The organism is Rhizobium sp. USDA 4016, from assembly GCF_056279705.1.
Map to the genome: position 1 here is coordinate 108,320 of NZ_JBWCCY010000001.1, position 18,816 is coordinate 127,135.

Annotated in this window: 17 protein-coding genes; 16 read left to right on the forward strand and 1 reads right to left on the reverse strand. The window is 58.8% G+C overall.

Features of this window, described 5'->3' with window-relative positions; translation table 11 throughout:
- Positions 1 to 2: 2 nt before the first annotated feature.
- From ACZ9DP_RS00480 to ACZ9DP_RS00545, 14 genes are all read left to right on the forward strand, one after another.
- Positions 3 to 230, forward strand: a complete 228-nt coding sequence (locus tag ACZ9DP_RS00480; RefSeq protein ID WP_476199683.1) for a class II aldolase/adducin family protein — start codon at positions 3 to 5, stop codon at positions 228 to 230.
- On the forward strand, positions 157 to 708 hold the full coding sequence (locus ACZ9DP_RS00485) for a class II aldolase/adducin family protein (protein ID WP_476199684.1): 552 nt from the start codon (positions 157 to 159) through the stop codon (positions 706 to 708). Before ACZ9DP_RS00480 ends, ACZ9DP_RS00485 begins: the two co-directional genes overlap by 74 nt.
- A 7-nt stretch (positions 709 to 715) precedes the next feature.
- On the forward strand, positions 716 to 2,332 hold the full coding sequence (locus ACZ9DP_RS00490) for a ribulokinase (protein ID WP_168318593.1): 1,617 nt from the start codon (positions 716 to 718) through the stop codon (positions 2,330 to 2,332).
- A gap of 43 nt (positions 2,333 to 2,375) precedes the next feature.
- Complete coding sequence (locus ACZ9DP_RS00495) at positions 2,376 to 3,293, forward strand: LysR substrate-binding domain-containing protein (protein ID WP_013984691.1); 918 nt, start codon at positions 2,376 to 2,378, stop codon at positions 3,291 to 3,293.
- Positions 3,294 to 3,714: 421 nt separating this feature from the next.
- On the forward strand, positions 3,715 to 4,398 hold the full coding sequence (locus tag ACZ9DP_RS00500) for a GntR family transcriptional regulator (protein WP_015341888.1): 684 nt from the start codon (positions 3,715 to 3,717) through the stop codon (positions 4,396 to 4,398).
- A gap of 88 nt (positions 4,399 to 4,486) precedes the next feature.
- Positions 4,487 to 5,374 (forward strand): NAD(P)-dependent oxidoreductase, encoded by an 888-nt coding sequence (locus ACZ9DP_RS00505; RefSeq protein ID WP_476199685.1) that lies wholly within the window; start codon positions 4,487 to 4,489, stop codon positions 5,372 to 5,374.
- Between the two features lie 91 nt (positions 5,375 to 5,465).
- Complete coding sequence (locus ACZ9DP_RS00510) at positions 5,466 to 5,894, forward strand: carboxymuconolactone decarboxylase family protein (protein WP_476199686.1); 429 nt, start codon at positions 5,466 to 5,468, stop codon at positions 5,892 to 5,894.
- 79 nt (positions 5,895 to 5,973) lie between these two features.
- Complete coding sequence (locus tag ACZ9DP_RS00515) at positions 5,974 to 6,357, forward strand: hypothetical protein (RefSeq protein ID WP_004129699.1); 384 nt, start codon at positions 5,974 to 5,976, stop codon at positions 6,355 to 6,357.
- The gene (locus tag ACZ9DP_RS00520; RefSeq protein WP_004129697.1) at positions 6,354 to 7,250 is read left to right on the forward strand and encodes an alpha/beta fold hydrolase; all 897 of its coding nucleotides are present in this window, start codon (positions 6,354 to 6,356) and stop codon (positions 7,248 to 7,250) included. Before ACZ9DP_RS00515 ends, ACZ9DP_RS00520 begins: the two co-directional genes overlap by 4 nt.
- A gap of 25 nt (positions 7,251 to 7,275) precedes the next feature.
- Positions 7,276 to 8,442, forward strand: coding sequence for an ABC transporter substrate-binding protein (locus ACZ9DP_RS00525; RefSeq protein WP_015341890.1), 1,167 nt, complete (start codon positions 7,276 to 7,278; stop codon positions 8,440 to 8,442).
- 90 nt (positions 8,443 to 8,532) lie between these two features.
- Positions 8,533 to 10,086: a sugar ABC transporter ATP-binding protein gene (locus ACZ9DP_RS00530; RefSeq protein ID WP_476199687.1), complete on the forward strand. Its 1,554-nt coding sequence runs from the start codon at positions 8,533 to 8,535 to the stop codon at positions 10,084 to 10,086.
- Positions 10,083 to 11,057, forward strand: a complete 975-nt coding sequence (locus ACZ9DP_RS00535; RefSeq protein ID WP_015341892.1) for an ABC transporter permease — start codon at positions 10,083 to 10,085, stop codon at positions 11,055 to 11,057. Before ACZ9DP_RS00530 ends, ACZ9DP_RS00535 begins: the two co-directional genes overlap by 4 nt.
- A gap of 12 nt (positions 11,058 to 11,069) precedes the next feature.
- Positions 11,070 to 12,089, forward strand: coding sequence for an ABC transporter permease (locus tag ACZ9DP_RS00540; protein ID WP_004129685.1), 1,020 nt, complete (start codon positions 11,070 to 11,072; stop codon positions 12,087 to 12,089).
- Positions 12,090 to 12,112: 23 nt separating this feature from the next.
- On the forward strand, positions 12,113 to 13,600 hold the full coding sequence (locus ACZ9DP_RS00545) for an NAD-dependent succinate-semialdehyde dehydrogenase (RefSeq protein ID WP_015341893.1): 1,488 nt from the start codon (positions 12,113 to 12,115) through the stop codon (positions 13,598 to 13,600).
- A gap of 765 nt (positions 13,601 to 14,365) precedes the next feature.
- Here ACZ9DP_RS00545 and ACZ9DP_RS00550 read toward each other — a convergent pair.
- Positions 14,366 to 15,472 carry an NAD(P)-dependent alcohol dehydrogenase gene (locus ACZ9DP_RS00550; RefSeq protein WP_168318665.1) on the reverse strand — a complete coding sequence of 369 codons (1,107 nt, stop codon included), beginning with the start codon at positions 15,470 to 15,472 and terminating at the stop codon, positions 14,366 to 14,368.
- Positions 15,473 to 16,139: 667 nt separating this feature from the next.
- Between ACZ9DP_RS00550 and ACZ9DP_RS00555 the strand changes: the two genes are divergently transcribed.
- On the forward strand, positions 16,140 to 17,228 hold the full coding sequence (locus tag ACZ9DP_RS00555; RefSeq protein WP_168318666.1) for an ABC transporter substrate-binding protein: 1,089 nt from the start codon (positions 16,140 to 16,142) through the stop codon (positions 17,226 to 17,228).
- Between the two features lie 56 nt (positions 17,229 to 17,284).
- Positions 17,285 to 18,811 (forward strand): sugar ABC transporter ATP-binding protein, encoded by a 1,527-nt coding sequence (locus ACZ9DP_RS00560; RefSeq protein ID WP_476199688.1) that lies wholly within the window; start codon positions 17,285 to 17,287, stop codon positions 18,809 to 18,811.
- The last annotated feature ends 5 nt before the right edge of the window (positions 18,812 to 18,816 follow it).

An 18,816-nucleotide genomic window follows, 5' to 3' on the forward strand; every position in this document is an offset into this window, starting at 1 on the left:
TGATGAAATATATCGAGCTCCGCAAGTCCGTTCTTGACGCAAATGCCGCGCTCTACGACCGCGGTCTCGTCATCTCGACGTTCGGTAACGTCAGCGCTATCGACCGCGCAAAGGGTGTTGTCGCCATCAAACCGAGTGGCGTTTCCTATAAAGGCAATGCAGGTCGCAGATATCGTTGTAACCGACCTCGATGGCAATATCCTAGAGGGCACGCTGCGACCATCGTCTGATCTCGATACGCACCTGGAACTCTACAAAAGCTTCAAGTCTATCGGTGCCGTGGTCCACACGCACTCGTTCTTCGCGACGGTGTGGGCCCAATCCGGCCGGGGTATCCCTGCCATGGGAACGACCCATGCCGACTATTTCAACGGAACGATCCCCGTTACTCGCAAGCTGCGCGACGACGAAATCATAGACGGTTACGTCCGCAACACGGGCAAGGTCATCGTCGAGGCACTCGGAAACAATGCGCCGCTCTCCGTCCCCGCAGCCCTGGTTAACGATCACGGCCCCTTCTCCTGGGGCAAGGACGCAGCCGACGCCGTTCATAACGCGGAGATGCTCGAGGCTGTCGCCAAGATTGCCTTCCACGCCCGGCAACTGAACCAGGACGATCCAGAAATTTCCGACGCTTTGCTGGACCTCCACTATCAACGCAAGCACGGCCAGTCGGCGACCTACGGCCAGCCAGACAGTTCCAAGTAGGATTATCATGTCGATTGTAGCAGGAGTTGATTTCGGAACCTTGAGCGTGCGGGTAACGCTGGCTGATTCCGAAAAGGGTTCCCTTGGAACCTGCGTCGCGGAATATCCTCTCGAGCGGCGTCGTTCCGATCCCGACCTGGCAACGCAATCCCACGTAGATCATATGGAAGCGCTTGTGCTGGCGATGCATCGAGTGATCGACGAATGCGGCGTAGATTCCAAGGAGATCCGTGCGATTGCGGTCGACACGACGGGGTCCTCGGTGTTGCCTGTCGACAAAAATATGCAGCCTTTGGGGGACTACTACCTCTGGTGTGACCACCGCGCCAAAGCGGAAGCCGAAGAGATAACGGCGATGGCGCACGACATGCACATTGAAGCAATTGAATGGTGCGGCGGAACCTATTCCCACGAGTGGGGCTTTGCCAAGCTTCTCCACTGGATGCGCCACAATCCCGACCAGCGCGAGCGCTTTGGGACCGCCGTGGAACATTGCGACATGGCGGCCGCGGTCCTCACCGGAGTGACCGACACGGCTCGCATGGTGCGCAGCGTCTGCGCCATGGGACACAAGTGGATGTGGAACCCGAAATGGGGTGGCTTGCCCTCGCAGGCTTTCTTGTCCCGCGTCGATCCGCTTTTCGACGGCGTGCGCGAGAAGATTGGCGGAACATATCAGACCTCTGCTTCGATCGCAGGTGGGCTCAGCACATACTGGGGCGAACGACTCGGCCTGACCCCCGGGATACCAGTTCCCACGGGTGCGTTTGACGCCCATTGGGATGCAATTGGCGCTGGCTGCCGTCTGGGGGACGTCGTCAATGTGATCGGTACGTCGACCTGTATCATTGCCGTTAGTGAACGTGTGAAGCTAATCCCCGGTGTTTGCGGCGTCGTCCCAGGGAGTGCACATCCAGACCTTGTGGGAGTTGAGGCAGGCCTGTCTGCGACAGGCGACCTGTTCGATGCAATAGCACGACGTGCCGGCACGACGGTGTCCAGGCTCGCTGAAGGCCTGGAAAGCATCGAAGGCGGAAAGACCGGTCTGATGCGTCTCCCCTGGGACAACGGGGACCGGACGGTTCTCGTCCGCTCCGACCTTGGTGGAATGACGCTTGGCTGGCATCTCGGCCATACAGCGCAGGACGAACTGTATGCCGCGATTGAAGGTACGGCTTTCCACACACGGGTTGTCCTGGAGCGGATGGAGCAGCACGGCGTTCCAGTCAACCGCGTCATTAATGGGGGAGGTATCCCGCAAAGGAACGACATCCTCAACCAGATCTACGCCAATGTTATAGGCAAGCCCATATTGGTCCCCGACGGTATTCCGACCGGTCTCGGTTCGGGAATATTCGCCGCTCTTGCATCCAAAGATCATGGATCAATCGAGAGCGCTCAGGCAGCCATGTGCGTGGGCTACAGAAAGTTTGAGCCTGATCCGAGCACGCGCGGACGTTATGAGACCCTCTATCAGCTGTTCAAGCAGGTCTATATGGGCTTTGGCACCTCGAGCCTCGCAGACTTCTCGCAAGTTCTCGGAGACATCAAGCGGATTGCTGCAGGTGAGAGTATTCGGTCCGAGTTTGGCCACCGTGCCGCGCGCAAGGTAGCATTGCTATGACCCGCTGTGCTCTTAGATCAGATGTCTATGGATCGAGAACGTGATGACGTCACTTCCATCCATTCGTGCAATACAGTCGTTCGTCGCAGCCGGCAGAAAGGGTTCATTTCTCGAGGCTGCTGCCCAGCTGCAGCTTACTCCCTCGGCGATCAGCCACCAAATCAGGCTGATGGAAGACGACCTTGGGGAAAAACTCTTTCACCGCATTGGAAGGAACGTTTCGCTCACCGAGATTGGCGAGCGATACCACCGTGATCTTTCAGAAGCGCTTTCGATGATTGAGCAGGCGACCGATGAGGTGTGCCGGCGCAACAGCGTCGACGTCCTGAGCGTCGGCTGTGCTTCAAGTCTGGCTTCGCTATGGCTTATGCCAAGATTGCCTCGGTTCGAAGAATTGTATCCCTCGATCGAAATCAGGCTTCTGTCTACATCGGATCCTGCAAAATTGTCCGATGGCTCGGTCGATGTTGATATCTGCTACGGCAGCGCTCCTCGCCTGGGCTCTATCGCGGCGGAGGAGTTCCCCCTTGAGACAATCGTCGTAGCCTGCTCTCCCGAGGTGGCGAATGGCGAGCGGCCCATACGCAAGCCATCGGATCTGGTGGGCCACACCTTGATCAAGTCGGAGCAGACGCTTTACAGCTGGCAACAATGGGCGAAGGACCACGGCTTGGCGATTGACGTCAATCGCGGCGCTCGATTTCGCGATGCGTTTATGGCGATCGCGACCGCTGTCGAAGGACGCGGCGTGTGCCTGGAGAGCTACCGGCTTCTTGAACGGGATGTGGAAAGAGGTAACCTCGTCCTTCCGTTCGGGATGACAGGCCCCAACCTTCGTTGCCACACGCTCACATATGTCCGCTCGCGGCTCAGATCAGAAAAGGTCAACGCGTTCAAGCAATGGCTGGAAAACGTATGGCTTGAAGACACTGCCTCGGCTGAAATGCGGGCGCGAGGCTGATCGAACCTCTGACGGGCAGCAAGATCGTCCGGCGTTCTTTGAAACGCCGAGACAGCTATGCGTGATGCCCAACCTTCTCTTAGCCATGCCTCGAGATTTTTTGAAGTTTTTGCGATTGCGAGGCGAGCGGCCACCGAGCACGATATGCGCCGTCTTCTGTCCTTCTCACCAGTCTATGCGCTGACGACTTCAAGGCCATAGCTGTAGGACCGTGTCAGATCGCGCTCCGGGCGGCGCTATCCGCGACTTAAGAGCCCGCAAGTCTATGGCTGTCAGACACGACGAGCAGGCAAAGCTGTCGGGAAGAGATCAACTGAGACTGGCAGCTCTCAGACAATCTGGATTGATATTAAGAGCGAATGCCTCCATATGTAGAGAATGATTTAGCGCGGCGTGAGCCGATTACAGGTGTTGGCGGGCGATGCAGACGGACCTACAGATATCCAGACAAAGTGCGACGTTGCGCGTAAAAGTTGAGGAGACTCTACGTCAGGCGATAGCCAGTGGGCGATTTAAGCCCGGCCAGCGACTGGTAGAGCGAGAACTTTGCGAAATGCTGGGCGTCGGCAGGACCTCGGTTCGCGAGGCAATGCGACAGCTTGAAGCTGAAGGCATTATCACAAGCTATCCCCATAAGGGACCGGTCGTCAGTACGATCACCTACGAGGAAGCACAGCAACTCTATACCGTTCGGGCTCTTCTTGAAGGATTCGCGGGCCAGCAGTTCGCTGAGCATGGCACTGCCGCCGACATAGCGACACTTCTAGCCGCGGTGGTCGAATTCGAAGCCGCTGCCGAAAGTGGCGTCGGTGCGCGCCTCATAGATGCGAAAAACGCGTTTTACAACTGTTTGATGGACGGCAGCAAAAACGTGTTCGTAAGGCAAATGCTGACAGCTCTGCATAATCGGATAAATCTCCTTCGAATGACAACCATGACGCAACCGGGACGGCTTGCGCACAGCATTGCCGAAATTAGGGATATTGCGAACGCAATCCAGAATCGCAACGGGCCGTTGGCGGCGGCGGCCTGCAAATTCCATATCGACCAGGCTGCCAAGGTCGCACTTGAATACCTCCGGAAGAACGCAGCGCCAGAAACTTAAAATTTCGATTGACAGATTGTCTGATAATCTTTTTAATCCTCTCTGAAGGAAGGCGGGTTTCATTGCTCGCACGCGTCCGGAGGAAAAAATGTCATCGACACTCAACGCAACGCGCGTGGCCTTTATAGGGCTGGGCGCGATGGGCCAACCTATGGCTCAACATCTCATTTCGGCGGGCTTCGATGTCGTCGGTTTCGACCTCTCGAAAGACGCCAAGATAAAGCTCGCTGATGCGGGCGGGCGAGCCGCCGAAACGATTTCTGACGCCATGGTCGGGGCCAGTTTCGTGATCACCATGCTTCCGAACGGCAAGATCGTGCGCGAGGCGCTGCTGGGCGAAAACGCCTGTGGCGGCCTGAAGCAGAATGCCGTCGTCATAGACATGAGTTCGTCTGCTCCAAACGACACAAGGGAACTCGGTCTCGAACTTGCTTCTCGTGGCCTTCGGCTGGTTGACGCCCCGGTCTCCGGAGGCGTCAAGCGCGCCGTTTCTGGCACCTTGACAATCATGGCCGGTGGGGAGGATGCTGATATCGAGGAGGCCGAGCCGCTGCTGAAGGCAGTGGGACAACAGGTGTTCCGGACGGGGCCAGTTGGCTCGGGTCACGCGATGAAAGCGATTAACAACTTCGTATCCGGTGCAGGTGTGCTGGCGGCGATCGAGGGTGTCCTTCTTGGACGCGCCTTCGGTCTGGAGCCGGCGACGATCGTCGATATTCTCAACTCGTCGTCTGGAAAGAACAACGCCACCGAAGTGAAGATGAAGCAGTTCATCCTCTCTGAGACGTTCGGGTCGGGATTTGCCATTGGTCTGATGGCCAAGGATATCCGCATCGCCGCCGATCTCGCCAAGACGCTTGGTCTTCGCCTCGATGCTCTCGCAAGCACGGCAGACGCCTGGGATGCTGCACAGAAGGCGCTAGGCCCATCCGAGGACCACACCCGCATCATCCGATACGTCGAAGATCACAATTAGCCTCGGAAACTCGCGAATTCGGGCGAAACAGACAGATTGTCTGATAATCAGTTGATCTTGTCGTAGACAGTAAAGCTAGGAGCGTTGTCGAATGACCGCCACGAAAGAAACGAAAGTGAAAACACACGGCAAGGAGCGGCCTGTCCCTTCGAAACAGTTCGCTCGAGGGCTGGCGACGCGTCGTGAAGTCATGGGCGATGCCTATGTCGACGCAGCACTCGGTAAGGCGACCGACTTCACCTGGCCTATGCAGCAGCTCGTCACTGAGTATTGCTGGAACGAGATCTGGAATCGACCAGGCCTCGACAGGCGCGCGCGGTCCATTCTGAACCTTGGCATGATCTCTGTTCTCAATCGTCCGCATGAGCTCAAGGGCCACGTGCGCGGCGCGATCAACAACGGCCTCACCAAGGAGGAAATCCAGGAGATTTTCCTGCAGGTCGCGATCTACGCCGGCGTACCGGCGGGCATCGACAGCTTCCGAAACGCCCAGGAGGTCTTCAACGAAATGGGCATCTGAAGCCGCCGCCGCTGGGCGTGGCGGAAAATTTTGAAAGGCGTGGATCGGCCGCGCCGTTTTAACCAGGGAGGAGCCGAACTTGGCCATCGATCTCGAGAAGTTCAAAAAACTGGCGCTGGAGGACTTCGAGTTCAAGCGCGAAACCCGTTATCTCAACGGCATTATCAAATGCGATTTTCCGAGCCGCAGCGTCGCACTCCACTTCGAAGACGGCAAGATGGTGAAGGTCGAAGAAGCCGCCTACGACGACGAGAAGTGCAAGATCGTCATCCGGGGCACGGGTGAACAGTGGGACGCGCTTCTCCAGAAGAAGCCGCGGCCGTTTTATCAGTGCCTGCAGTCGTCAAACATCAAACACGGTCTGTTCCTTAGCAACAATAACGAAACCTTCGCGTATCTCCCTGCGCTCAATCGCATGACGAACCTGATGCGCGAGGCCCGCCCGGAAGGAGTAGCAGCATGACCAGGCATGATCCAATCACGGGCCGTTACGTCTACCTGACGATCGAAGGCATCGAATATCGCGTCTATTACGAGGAAGCCGGAGAGGGCATCCCCTTGCTTGTCGGTCACACGGCGGGCTCCGACGGCCGCCAGTACCGCCACACGCTCTGCGACGAAGACGTGACCAAGAACTTCCGCGTTATCGCGTTCGACTTGCCCTATCACGGGAAGTCTCTTCCTCCACACGGCGTTCGCTGGTGGGAGAAAGAGTACAACATGACCAAGAAGTTCATGATGGATTTCCAACTGGAACTCTCTAAAGCCCTTGGTCTGGACCGCCCCGTTTATATGGGTAGCTCGATGGGCGGACATCTTGCTATCGATCTGGCGTCGAATTACCCCGACAACTTCCGCGCTACTATCTCCGTCGAAGGGGCACTGCGCTCGGCTGCCGAATATGTCGATGTCGGCATGGCAGGCATTAGGAAAGAATTCGACAACCCAAACGTGAACCGCACCTCCATCGGCGCGGCCATGATGCTCAATATCTCGCCCTACTCACCAGAAGCCAATGTCCGCGAAATCCAGTGGGAATATAGCTGCGGCGGTCCGGGCGTCTTCGCAGGTGACCTCTATTACTACTACTACGACCACAATGTCTCACCCGAAGAGGCGAGCAAGATCGATACGTCGAAGTGCATGCTGTACTTCCTGACGGGCGAATACGATCCGAATACCTCCCCGGCCGACACCAAGATCGCCGCCGATCTCGTCAAGGGCAGCAAGTTCTGGACGATGGAGAAGCTCGGTCATTTCCCGGTCACCGAAGACTACACCGAGTTCAGAAAATACCTGCTGCCGATCCTCGAGGAAATCCGGCAGGCATCCGCAACCAGGGCGAAAGTCGCCTGAAACAATCTCTTGGGAGGAGCATCCAATGAGACGGAGTTTAACCGGAACCATGGGGGCGCTGATCGCGGTCAGCGCCCTGACGACCACGGCCTGGGCTGACGGCGTCGACCAGCTCCCCGCCAACGAGAAGAAAATCTACGAGGTCGTCGACCCGCAGGTTCCGCTCGGAGCGAGTGCCTACAAGGATTTCAAACCGAAGAAGGGACCGCCCTGGAAGATCGGCTACGCCAGTAGCTATGCCGGCAATACGTGGCGCGCAGCGGCCCTCGATGCCGTCATGAATGACCTCCTGCCGCGCTCCAAAAAAGCGGGGCTCGTATCTGAAGTCGTGGTCACTCAGTCCGACCTCAAGGACGCCGTCCAGATTCAGCAGATGCGCCAGATGGTTGATGATGGTGTTGATGCCATCATCATCTGCTGCTCGAACGTCACCGCTCTCAATCAGACGATCGAGTACGCCTATAAGGCAGGCGTTCCTGTCTTCTCGTTTTCGGGATACGTGACGTCGCCTTACGCGATCAACGGTGCTGCCAATCACGCGCAGGGCGGCGGCGAGATGGCGATCTGGCTCGCAGACAAGATCGGCAAGAAAGGCAACGTGCTTCTCGTGTCGGGCATCCCTGGCTTCGCCTCATCCGACAGCTTCGACAAGGCCGCCAAAGACGCGCTGGCAAAGTATCCCGACATCAAGATTGTCGGCGAAGTGGCTGGCAAGTGGACCGACCAGGTAGCACAGGTCGAGGTGCAGAAATTTTTGGCGACGAACCCCATCCAGATTGACGGTATACTGACACAGGGCGCGCAGGAGAACGGCGTGTTGAACGCCATGCTCCAGTCGGGCCGCGACATGGTGCCGATTACGCTGGGCGGCGAGGCTTCGGCGGCATGTTACTGGCGCAAGAATCCGGAATGGATCGATGCCGGCTTCCATATCTGGCCGCCGCGCCGCGAGATGCAGCAGATGTGGGAGATCATGCTTCGCACGCTCGAAGGGCAGGGGCCAAAGGTGCAGTCCTTCCTGCGCCCAGTCCTGCCGTTCACAATCGATGACGTTCGCGCTGCGATCCCCGAGGATTGCGATTTGAACTCGACTGATTTCGTCGAACCGAAGGCGGACGGATGGTTCCCAAGTGCGATTGCCGACCAGTACTTCGAGCGTCCTGCCGATCCCTGGAAGCCGGTAGCCCAGTAAGCCGGATCCGCCCGGTGGCTTAACCGCCGGGCGGGACCTTGGATGATCGTAAAAGCCGCCTTGGCGGACGTTGCGGGTGGGAGGTCTGCGATGGGCAGCGAGATAACAGTCAGAATGATAGATGTCGCCAAGGCGTTCGGGGAGACGAGGGCACTCAAGAAGTGCGACTTCGAGGCCCGCGCCGGAGAGGTGCACGCCATCGTCGGCGAGAACGGCAGCGGCAAGAGCACGATGGCCAAGATCATGTCGGGCGTTTTGCACCCGGACGCAGGCAAAGTCACGATCCTGGGTGAAAAGGTTGCCTCGCCCGTCGACGCCAAGCGGGTCGGCCTGACCACCATCTTCCAGGAAGTACTGGTTGCCGACGAGGCCAGCGTGTTCGAGAACCTCTATGTCGGTCGTGACGGTGTCTTTCGTTCGCAGTCGACCGGCGATCGGCGGACAGAAGCGGCTGAAATCGTGGCGCGGCTCGTCGGAAAATCCGTAGACCTCGATCAGCTGGCAGGCAGCCTCCCACTCAGCATCAAACAGTGGATCGTCATCGCCCGGGCTATCCTTCGCAAGCCGCAGGTGCTGATTCTCGACGAATCTTCGGCCGCGCTCGACCTCGACTCGACCCTCCGGCTCCATGCGGAAATCGACCGCCTTCGTGCCGAGGGCGCGACGATCCTCATCGTCACCCACCGGATCGCGGAACTCGTGCGTATCGCCGACCGTGCGACGATCCTGCGTGATGGGATAACTGTCGGTACGCTCGGAAAGGACGAGATTACCGAGGAAAACCTGCTGTCCATGATGACGCCGGCAGATCGGCGCGCCAGCGATGCGACAGAATACGCCTCCCGAAAGAAGGCGCTCTCGGCCCCTCTAATACTAACTGCGACTGGTCTCGCCGCGCACCGGTCGGCGCGCCTGTTCGATTTCGACCTTCCCAAGGGGAGCATCGTCGGCGTGGCCGGGCTTGATGGGCAGGGGCAGGAGGCTTTTATCCGCGCCTTGGCCGGCATCATCCAGCCGTTCGGTGGCGAGGTGAAGGTCCGCTCGGTGGATACGGACAAGATGGTCCCGCTGCGATCGCTCGACGATGCCGCAAACCTCGGTGTTTCCTACGTCTCCGGGGACCGCAAGCGCGAGGGTATTTTCCCGCAACAAAGCATCTTCGAAAACCTCGCCATCGGTGTCTACAGGAAGAAGCTCGGCCCCCTGGGTGTGATCCGCAAGCCCACGCTGAAACCGATGTTCAAGCGCGAAGTGGATCGTCTGCGCATCAAGATCGGCAGCCCGTCGAACAGGATCACCTCACTGTCGGGTGGCAACCAACAGAAGGTGCTCATCGGGCGCGCCTTCGCAAACGATCCCCAAGTCATCCTCCTGAATGACCCCGCCCGCGGCGTCGATCTCGGCACCAAGCGCGACCTCTACCGCGAACTCCGCCTGTTTGCTGAAAAAGGCGGCAGTGTCATCTACCTGTCGACTGAGATCGAGGAGTTCATCGGGTTTGCCGATCGCGTCGACGTGTTCTTCGGGGGAACGTTGTTTCGATCCCTGACCGGCGAGGAAATCGCCGAGGCACCAATCCTCGCCGCTATGTTCGGGAAAGCCCGGGACGCTTCCGTTGATTTCGATCTGGAAAGGACCGCATGATGTCTGCAACCGCTTTCCGTCAAGTCACGCAGGACCGCTCGCTGTACGTTCCGGCCGGGCTTTTCCTTGTCCTACTTTGCGCCGTCGCCTTCCGTGGCCAAGGTCTGTTCACGAACAATGGTCTGGCCGGAGCCATTCTGGTTGCAACGCCGCTGATCCTCACCGCGCTCGCGATAACACCGATCGTCATGGCGGGCCGCGGAGCCGTGGACCTTTCCGTCGGACCGCTGATGGGCTTCGTCAACGTCACGCTCATTACGTGGCTGGTCGGCAACGGCATCACGCACCCTGTGGCCATCATTGCCTGGGCGGTGGGATTGGGAGCGGCGTTCCAGTTGGTGCAAGCGCTCGTGATCATCTACGTGCGCGTCGCGCCCATCATCGTCACGCTCTCCGGTTTCCTCGTTCTGTCGGGCGTCAACCTGATGGTCATGTCGCGTCCCGGCGGTGTCGCTCCAGACTGGATGCTAAGCTGGGGCGCGGGAACGAGCGTATTTTCGCCTGTCCTGTTGCTTCTGCTCGGCGCTTTCGCAATCTGGGGCGTCCTGAGGGGCACGATGTTTTACCGCAACCTGCGGATGACAGGCGCTGACGAGCGGATGGCCTATACCAGCGGTGTGCAGGTCGACGTCGTGCGCATCATCGCCCATATGGTCGGCGGCGTTTTTGCTGGGCTCGCCGCATTGAGCTACACCGCGCTGATCTCATCCGGCGACCCGACCCAGGGCAGCACCTACACGCTGCAAGCGGTCACGGCGCTGGTCCTTGGCGGCGCCAGTCTCTCCGGGGGGCGCGGCGGTGCGCTCGGCTCGACGCTCGGCGCGATCAACATGTTCCTCATCTCGTATCTTCTGTCCACTTTCAACTTCGGTACGGTTTCGGGCTTCGTTACGCAAATGGCCTTTGGCCTGATCCTCGTTGGATCACTTCTCGTGAACGTCTTCGTCATCAGCCGCCGCACTGTCGCGTGAGGGAGTAAGGAAATGATCTCCACTGTCTTGAACACAGAAATCGGCGCGGCCCGTGGCGCCAGCCCTTTGCGCAAGCACAAGAGTATTTCGATCGGCTTTTGTCTCCTTGCATGTCTGCTCATTCTTGGAGCGCTGCTCGTGCCGGGCTTCGTGTCGCCGCAGAACGCGCGATCGATCCTCCTGCTCGCCGCCTTCCTGGGGCTGGCGTCTGTCGGGCAGACGCTCTGCGCGCTCGTTGGAGCGCTGGATCTTTCCATCCCATACATCATCGGTGGCGCCAATATCCTGCTTCCAAGCCTCATGGTGGCGGGTCTTCCGGCGCCCGTCGCCATGATCGTCGTGCTCGTCCTTGGCACTTTGGTCGGGGCTTGCAACGGCGCCCTCAGCTTCCGGCTGCAGGGTCAGGCGCTGATTATGTCGCTCGGCCTGGGTTTCGCGGCCGTCGGGGCGGTCCAGATCTACACCTCGCTCGGATCGCAGTTCGGCGGTACCGTCTTTGCGCCCGTCCCCGGATGGCTTCGCAACCTTTCGGCGTTCAACGGCAAGTTCTTCGGTCTGCCGTTTCCACCGGTTATCGTCATATGGGCTTTCATCGCCGTCGCCCTGGGCTGGATAATGCACAACACCTGGTTTGGCCGGAGCCTCTATGCTGTTGGCGGGAGCCGCACGGCCGCCGCCCGCCTCGGAATCTCGGAATTCAAGATCTGGACAGTGATCCACAGCGTCAGCGGGGCGATGTCGGCACTCACCGGAATGCTGCTCCTCGGTTTCTCCGGCGGCGGTTTCGTCGGGGTCGGTGATCCCTATCTGTTCACCACCGTGGCGGCGGTCGTTATCGGCGGAACATCTCTTCTAGGTGGTGCCGGCGGGTATGGAGCGACGGTCCTCGGCGTCCTCGTGCTTACTGTCCTGACCTCTCTTCTCGTCGGCCTGGGGCTCAGTTTCCCGGCACAACAGGCCGTCGTAGGGCTGCTGATCGTCCCCATGGTCGCGATCTACGCCCGCTCACCACACATCCGTAATCAGATTTGAACGTTGCATCGAAAGGAATATCAATGGCTATCTCCACCGCTCTACTGGATCGCCTGAAAGACCCCTCCCTGGTACGCGAGGAAATGCTGGTAGGAGGCGACTGGCGAAAAGAGGGCGCGAGCGGCAAGACGATCCAGGTCCACAATCCCTCGACTGGGGACGTGATTGCGAGCCTCCCGAGCGCAGGACTCCAGGACGTCCGCGAAGCCATCGACGTCGCCAAACTCGCCCAGAAAAAGTGGGCCGCACGATCGGGCAAGGAACGTGCCGGCGTCATGCGGAAGTTCTTCGACCTCGTCACGGCCAACACCGAGGACCTCGCGATCATCCTGACGTCCGAGATGGGCAAGCCTCTGGCCGAGGCACGCGGCGAGATCGCCTACGGCGCTTCCTACATTGAATGGTTCGGGGAAGAAGCCAAGCGTGTTTACGGGGACACCATTCCGGGGCATCAGGCCGACAAGCGCCTAATAGTCATCAAACAGCCCGTCGGCGTGGTGGCGGCCATCGCGCCCTGGAACTTTCCTTCCGCCATGGTCTGCCGCAAGATCGCCCCGGCGCTGGCATCCGGCTGCGCCATCATCTTCAAGCCGGCCGCCGAAACCCCATTGTCGGCCCTTGCTCTTGCCATCCTCGCTGAGCGTGCGGGAATACCCGGCGGCCTGTTCAGCGTCCTGCCGACAGACAACGCCCGGATGTTCGGTGAAGAAGTCTGCTCGAACCCCGTCGTCAAGAAGCTGACCTTCACAGGGTCTACCGAGGTCGGGCGCATCCTGATGGCGCAGGGCGCACAAAAGATCATGAAGCTCAGCCTCGAACTCGGCGGCAACGCTCCCTTCATCGTCTTCGACGATGCCGACCTCGACGAGGCCGTGGAAGGAGCGATGCTGTCCAAGTTCCGCAATGCCGGCCAGACCTGCGTTTGCGCCAACCGTCTCTACGTCCAGAGCGGGGTTTACGACCGCTTCATAGAAAAACTGGCGGCGCGGGTTTCCGCGCTCAAGGTCCTTGACGGGTTCGAGGATGGAGCCACCATCGGTCCGCTGATCAACGAGGATGCAGTAGCGAAGCTCTACAGCCACATCGATGACGCTGTCGGTAAGGGTGCGAAGGTCGTTGTCGGCGGCGCAAGGGACGAGCGTGGTGGCACCTTCGTCCAGCCGACGCTTCTCTCGGAAGCCACAAAGGAAATGAAGGTCGCACGAGAGGAGACCTTTGCGCCGCTCGCCCCGGTCTTCAGGTTCGAAACGACAGACGAGGTCATTGAACTGGCCAACGACACCGAGTTCGGTCTCGCTGCCTACTTCTACGCCAACGACCTTCGAAATGTCTGGAAGGTTACGGAGGCCCTGGAGTACGGGATGGTCGGCGTCAACACCGGCCTGATCTCGACGGAGGTCGCACCGTTCGGCGGCGTCAAGCAGTCGGGGTTCGGCCGCGAGGGCTCAAAATACGGCATGGATGACTTCCTTTCCATGAAATACGTCTGCATGGGCGGCATACAGTCGTAGTCCAACGGTTGGTGGCGCGTCTTAAGGCTCGCCACCCGCAATGTTTGAGCTGGTCACGGAGGCCCGATGACACATTCTGCAGTAGGCGGGGAAACTCTTGGTCAAGACCGCGCCGGCAGCCTTCAAAAAGAGGCGGTCGACCGCGAGCAGGACCCGGCCGATCACGCTGCCCAGGCGAACGTCGAGGGCAGAACGGCAATGGAACGTCGGAACGTGCGGAGAGAGGCAGGCGCTAGACTCACCTTTGTGCTGGGTCTGTCTGCTTAAGGCTCGCGTTGACGCAACGTCTGATGACCCATCTCGATAGTTTCGTAGGTATTTTTCGACGGGACGAGGACAGCGCGCCACCGGCCACTCGCTGGCAAGATCATCACCGGTTGTCTGGCATTTTTCTGGTGGCACGTTGACGCAAGGCGCACGTGTCGGGACGCTCGTGCCTGCCCGCCCCAGTGCTCTGATTACTCAAGGGCAGCATCAGTTGAACCTCACTTCACATTTGCAGATTCTGCAATGGCTTGCGGCCGTCAACTGCCGCAAGGCCCTGATGCGGCGGTCACAGATCGCCGAGAAATTGCGCCGTAGCAGACTAATATTTGACCTGGAAGAGCCCACTATCGTTACCGCGACTTGGTCGCGTTGCAATGATGAAACGGTGCTGCGCCTCACACCTGCGTTCCAGAGTGTCCGGGCGAGACCGTGACGACCACGGCCCCGCCGGACGTTGCCTTGGGAGGCTGACTTCTGGACAATGTTCGTGACGAGAGCTTAGTGCTTCATGCGCAGGATTGGCTTGATGACCTTGCCGCTCTCGGAATCGGTCATTGCCTCGTTGATCTGGTTGAGATCGTAGAACTGGACGAGCTTGTCGAACGGGAACCGTCCCTGCTGCCAGTATTCGATGAGCTCGGGTATGAATTTGGAGGGAATGCTCTGGCCTTCGACCACACCGACGAGCGTACGGCCGAACAGAAAGTTGCCGATATCGACGATCCCTTCCGTTCCGAGCGCGGACGATCCGACCAGTCCACAGGTTCCTGGGGTGCCGAGGCAATCGACCGCTTGGCGAAACACCTTCGGCGAGCTCGTGCATTCGAGACTGAAGTCTGCGCCTTCGGGAATGATTTCCCTGATTGCCTTGACGCTATCCCCATTGCGGGCGTTTATGATGTGGGTTGCACCCAGTTCAATCGCCAGTTCGAGACGTTCATCGTTAAGGTCGATCACGATGATGGTCGAGCATCCGGCGATCTTCGCCGCCATTACGGCTGCCATGCCGACCGCACCCGCGCCGAACACTGCAATGGAAGATCCCGGTTGGGGCTTGAGGCAGTTGAGAACCGCTCCGGCGCCCGTTTGCAGCCCGCAGCCCAGCGGTCCCATGAGTTCGAGCGGAACATCTTTGGAAACCTTGACTGCATTGCGCTCGCTGGCGATGGCGTAGGTGGCGAAAGAAGACTGCTCGAAGAAGCACCCGCTGATCTGGGTACCGTGTGAATCATGTAGCGGGCAACTGCCATCCGGCCGGGTGCCACGGAAATTTCTGCCGAAAAAGTCTTCACAATAATAAGGCGTGCCTCCCCGGCACTTTTCGCATTTCCCGCAATATGCGTAGCTTAGAGCCACGTGGTCACCGGGCGAAAGCCCTTTTACATCGGCCCCGACCACTTCCACGACGCCGGAGCCTTCATGGCCGAGAACCACGGGCTGCGGTACGTCATATCCTTGGTCGCGAACAACCATGTCGGTGTGGCAGACACCGCTCGCCACGATCCGGACGAGGATTTCGTCGGGGCGAGGTTGATCGATCCCGATGCACTCCAGAACAAGAGGCTTTGCCTTTTCGCGCGAAATTGCAGCGTATGCTTCTTTCATAAAATGACTCCTTAAGTGCGCGCTCGGCCGGTGCGCGCCACTTGTAGGCGTTAGCAGACAATCAGTCAATTATCTTCAGTGAACGAAAATGCTCGCTGAGGCCAATGCCAGCGCGCTACACGGACATGTAAAGAAACAAAGCGATGTAATATCAATTGCTTCCTCAGGGTATGCGGCCGATCTAGATCTTGGCCCGAATTGTTGGCTGTCTTAAAACTGGAACTTGTTTGACAGATTGACTGAGTCTGACGTGACGTTCATCGAACGCTCCGGCTGACGGTAGTGCCCGTATTTCCTGCGCCTCGCAGCCCCATTTTCCAGGCAATGGTAGCGATAATGGCGCCAAACTTCCTTTTCATGAACCTCGCCGGCGAGGCGCGGTCTCCTCTGTTTCCTGTTGCGCGCTCGTGGGGTGAGGTGACGGACGGTTGCTTTGTCTTATTGCTATATCGAACCGAGCCACAATAAAAGAATAACTAAATCAGCGTGATAACACAGACGACACGTCGAAAACCCGAAATTCAAGATAGTTTATTGACAGATTGTCTGCTTATTCATAATGATGCGATCTGCCGTTTGGGGAGAATTCGGCGATGGCTGGAAGATAACGGCGCTCCAGGTCGCAGACAAAATGGCCGCGTTGGGTGGCAAGAGGAGGAGAATTCTGATGAAAAGACGTACATTCCTGCAGACGGGCAGTGCCTTGATTGCAGCGGGCGCGTTCGGAATACCGGGCATCCTGCGGGCAGACGATACGATCGCCCTGCTGCCCGACACTTGGCCGTCCGAAGGGGAAAACCCCGTCGTCGAAGCTGGTAAGTTCGCCAAGGCAGGTCCCTGGAAGATCGGTCACAGCCACTATGGCCTGGCCGGTTCAACGCACACCTATCAGACCGCGTTCGAAGCCGAATACGAGATTAGCAGGAACAAGGCCCGTGTCGCAGACTATCAATTCCGAAGCGCCGACCTCAACGCCTCAAAACAGGTCGCCGACATCGAAGATCTGATCGCACAAAAAGTCGATGCAATCATCATTGCGCCGCTTACAACAGGCTCGGCCGTGGAAGGCATCAGGAAGGCAAAGGCCGCCGGCATTCCGACGGTCGTCTATCTCGGTCGCGTCGACACCGAGGATTTCACGGTGCAGGTCCAGGGCGACGACTTCTACTTCGGTCGGGTGATGGCTCAGTTCCTGGTCGACAAACTAGGCAACAAGGGAAAAGTGTGGGTGCTGCGCGGCGTCGCCGGGCATCCGATCGATGCTGATCGTTACGCCGGGGCGATGGAAGTCTTCAGCAAATCCGGTCTCCAAATCACCTCAACCCAGCACGGCAGCTGGTCCTACGAGGACTCAAAGAAGATCGCCGAAAGCCTCTATCTCTCTGATCCCGATGTCGCCGGGGTCTGGACTGACGGCGCAAATATGTCGCTCGGGGTCCTGGACGCGCTGCAGGAAGCCGGGGCTTCCACCATTCCACCGATCACGGGAGAAGCCCTGAACGGATGGATGCGTCGTTGGAATGATGAAAAGCTCTCTTCGATTGGGCCCATTTGCCCTCCGGCTCTTTCGACGGCAGCCCTGCGTGCGTCCTTCGCGCTTCTCGAAGGCAAGCCGATCCAGCGCAACTGGACCAACCGGCCCAAGCCGATCGTCGACGACAATCTTGCACAGTTTTACCGCTCCGATCTCACGGACGCTTACTGGGCCCCGACAGAAATGCCGAATGAGAAGCTCCTCGAGTACTTCAAGGCCTGACGCATGGAGGGCGCGGACAAAGCGCGCCCTCTTCACCCTCGCAGATGGAAGTGTTCATGAGTATGCTTGTCGAGATGGTCAGCATCAACAAGTCCTTTGGTGCGACCAAAGTCCTATCGAATGTTCAATTTTCGCTTGAACGCGGCTCCGTCCACGCGTTGATGGGCGAGAACGGGGCGGGAAAATCCACGCTGATGCGAATTCTGGCCGGCGTCTATCAACAGACCGCTGGACGCATCCGTCTGCGAGGAGAAGAGGTGACCTTCCGGTCCCCCAAGGAAGCGCGTCTCGCCGGGGTGTCGACAGTGTTTCAGGAGTTCACCCTGATCCCCAATCTCACGGTCGCCGAAAACATGTTTCTTGGACACGAACCGCGGCGTGCCGATGGGTCGATAGACACCGCCGAGGTCGTCGAGCGATCCCGCAAGCTGCTTGCCGACGTTTTCCCTCAACTGGACGCGACGGCGATTGTGGAAACGCTGACGGTTGCCCAGCAGCAGGCAGTGGAAATCGCCAAAGGCCTGACATCCAATGCCGATGTCTTCATTTTCGATGAACCGACCGCGGCACTAAACTCGACGGACGTCGCTCATCTCTTCAAGGTCATCCGCGATCTGAAGGCGCAAGGCAAGGCTGTCGTCTACATCTCGCATCGGATGAACGAGGTGTTCGAACTGTGCGACACCATCACCGTCATGAAGGACGGGGCTTGGGTAAAGACAGCCAGGGCAGAAGACTTCAATCTCCAAACGCTTGTGGCAACCATGGTTGGACGCGAGCTTCAGAGTTTCTTTCCGCCGAGGGCACAGGCCATTGGATCGCCGATGCTCGACGTGGCAGGGCTTCGTCTCAATGACCATGGCCCGCCGGTCGGTTTTTCCGTACGCACGGGCGAGATCATCGGGCTCGCCGGGCTGGAGGGCCAGGGGCAGCGTGAAATCATGCGTGCGGTCGTCGGGGTCGAACCCGCCGCAGCTGCGAGCGTCCAGCGTCGCCGCGACGACAGCATGATCGATGTGAACGTATCCTCAGGCTTTTCGAGTGCCATCTCAGCGGGCATTGGTTTCATTCCTGAAGACCGCAAGCAGGAAGGCCTGTTTCTTCGGCTTCCGATCTGCGACAACATCGCACTTGGCAAGCAGTTGAACCGGAATATGGCGAGCGTTGCATGGCGTTCCATCTCCAGGGTTCACGATGTCATAAAGTCTCTCCGTGTTGCGGCTGCCGACCCCGCCTCGCCCGTCGGCAAACTTTCGGGCGGAAACCAGCAAAAGGTGCTTCTTGGCCGCTGGCTGCTTTCGGGGGTCGATATCCTTGTCATCGAGGAGCCGACACGGGGCGTCGATGTCGGCGCGAAAGCCGAAATCTACAAGCTGCTTCGCGATTTTGCCGATCGTGGCGGTGCAGTGATCGTCTCGTCGCGCGAGCACGCCGAACTGATCGGGCTGTGTGACAACATCCTGGTCGTTCACGACAAAAAGATCGTCGGGCAGATGCCCGCGCTCGATGCCACAGAGGAAACCATCCTGGAAACCGCACTCGGTTCGAACTTCGCGCACGATCCGCGCGCCGCTGTTCATTGAGGAGG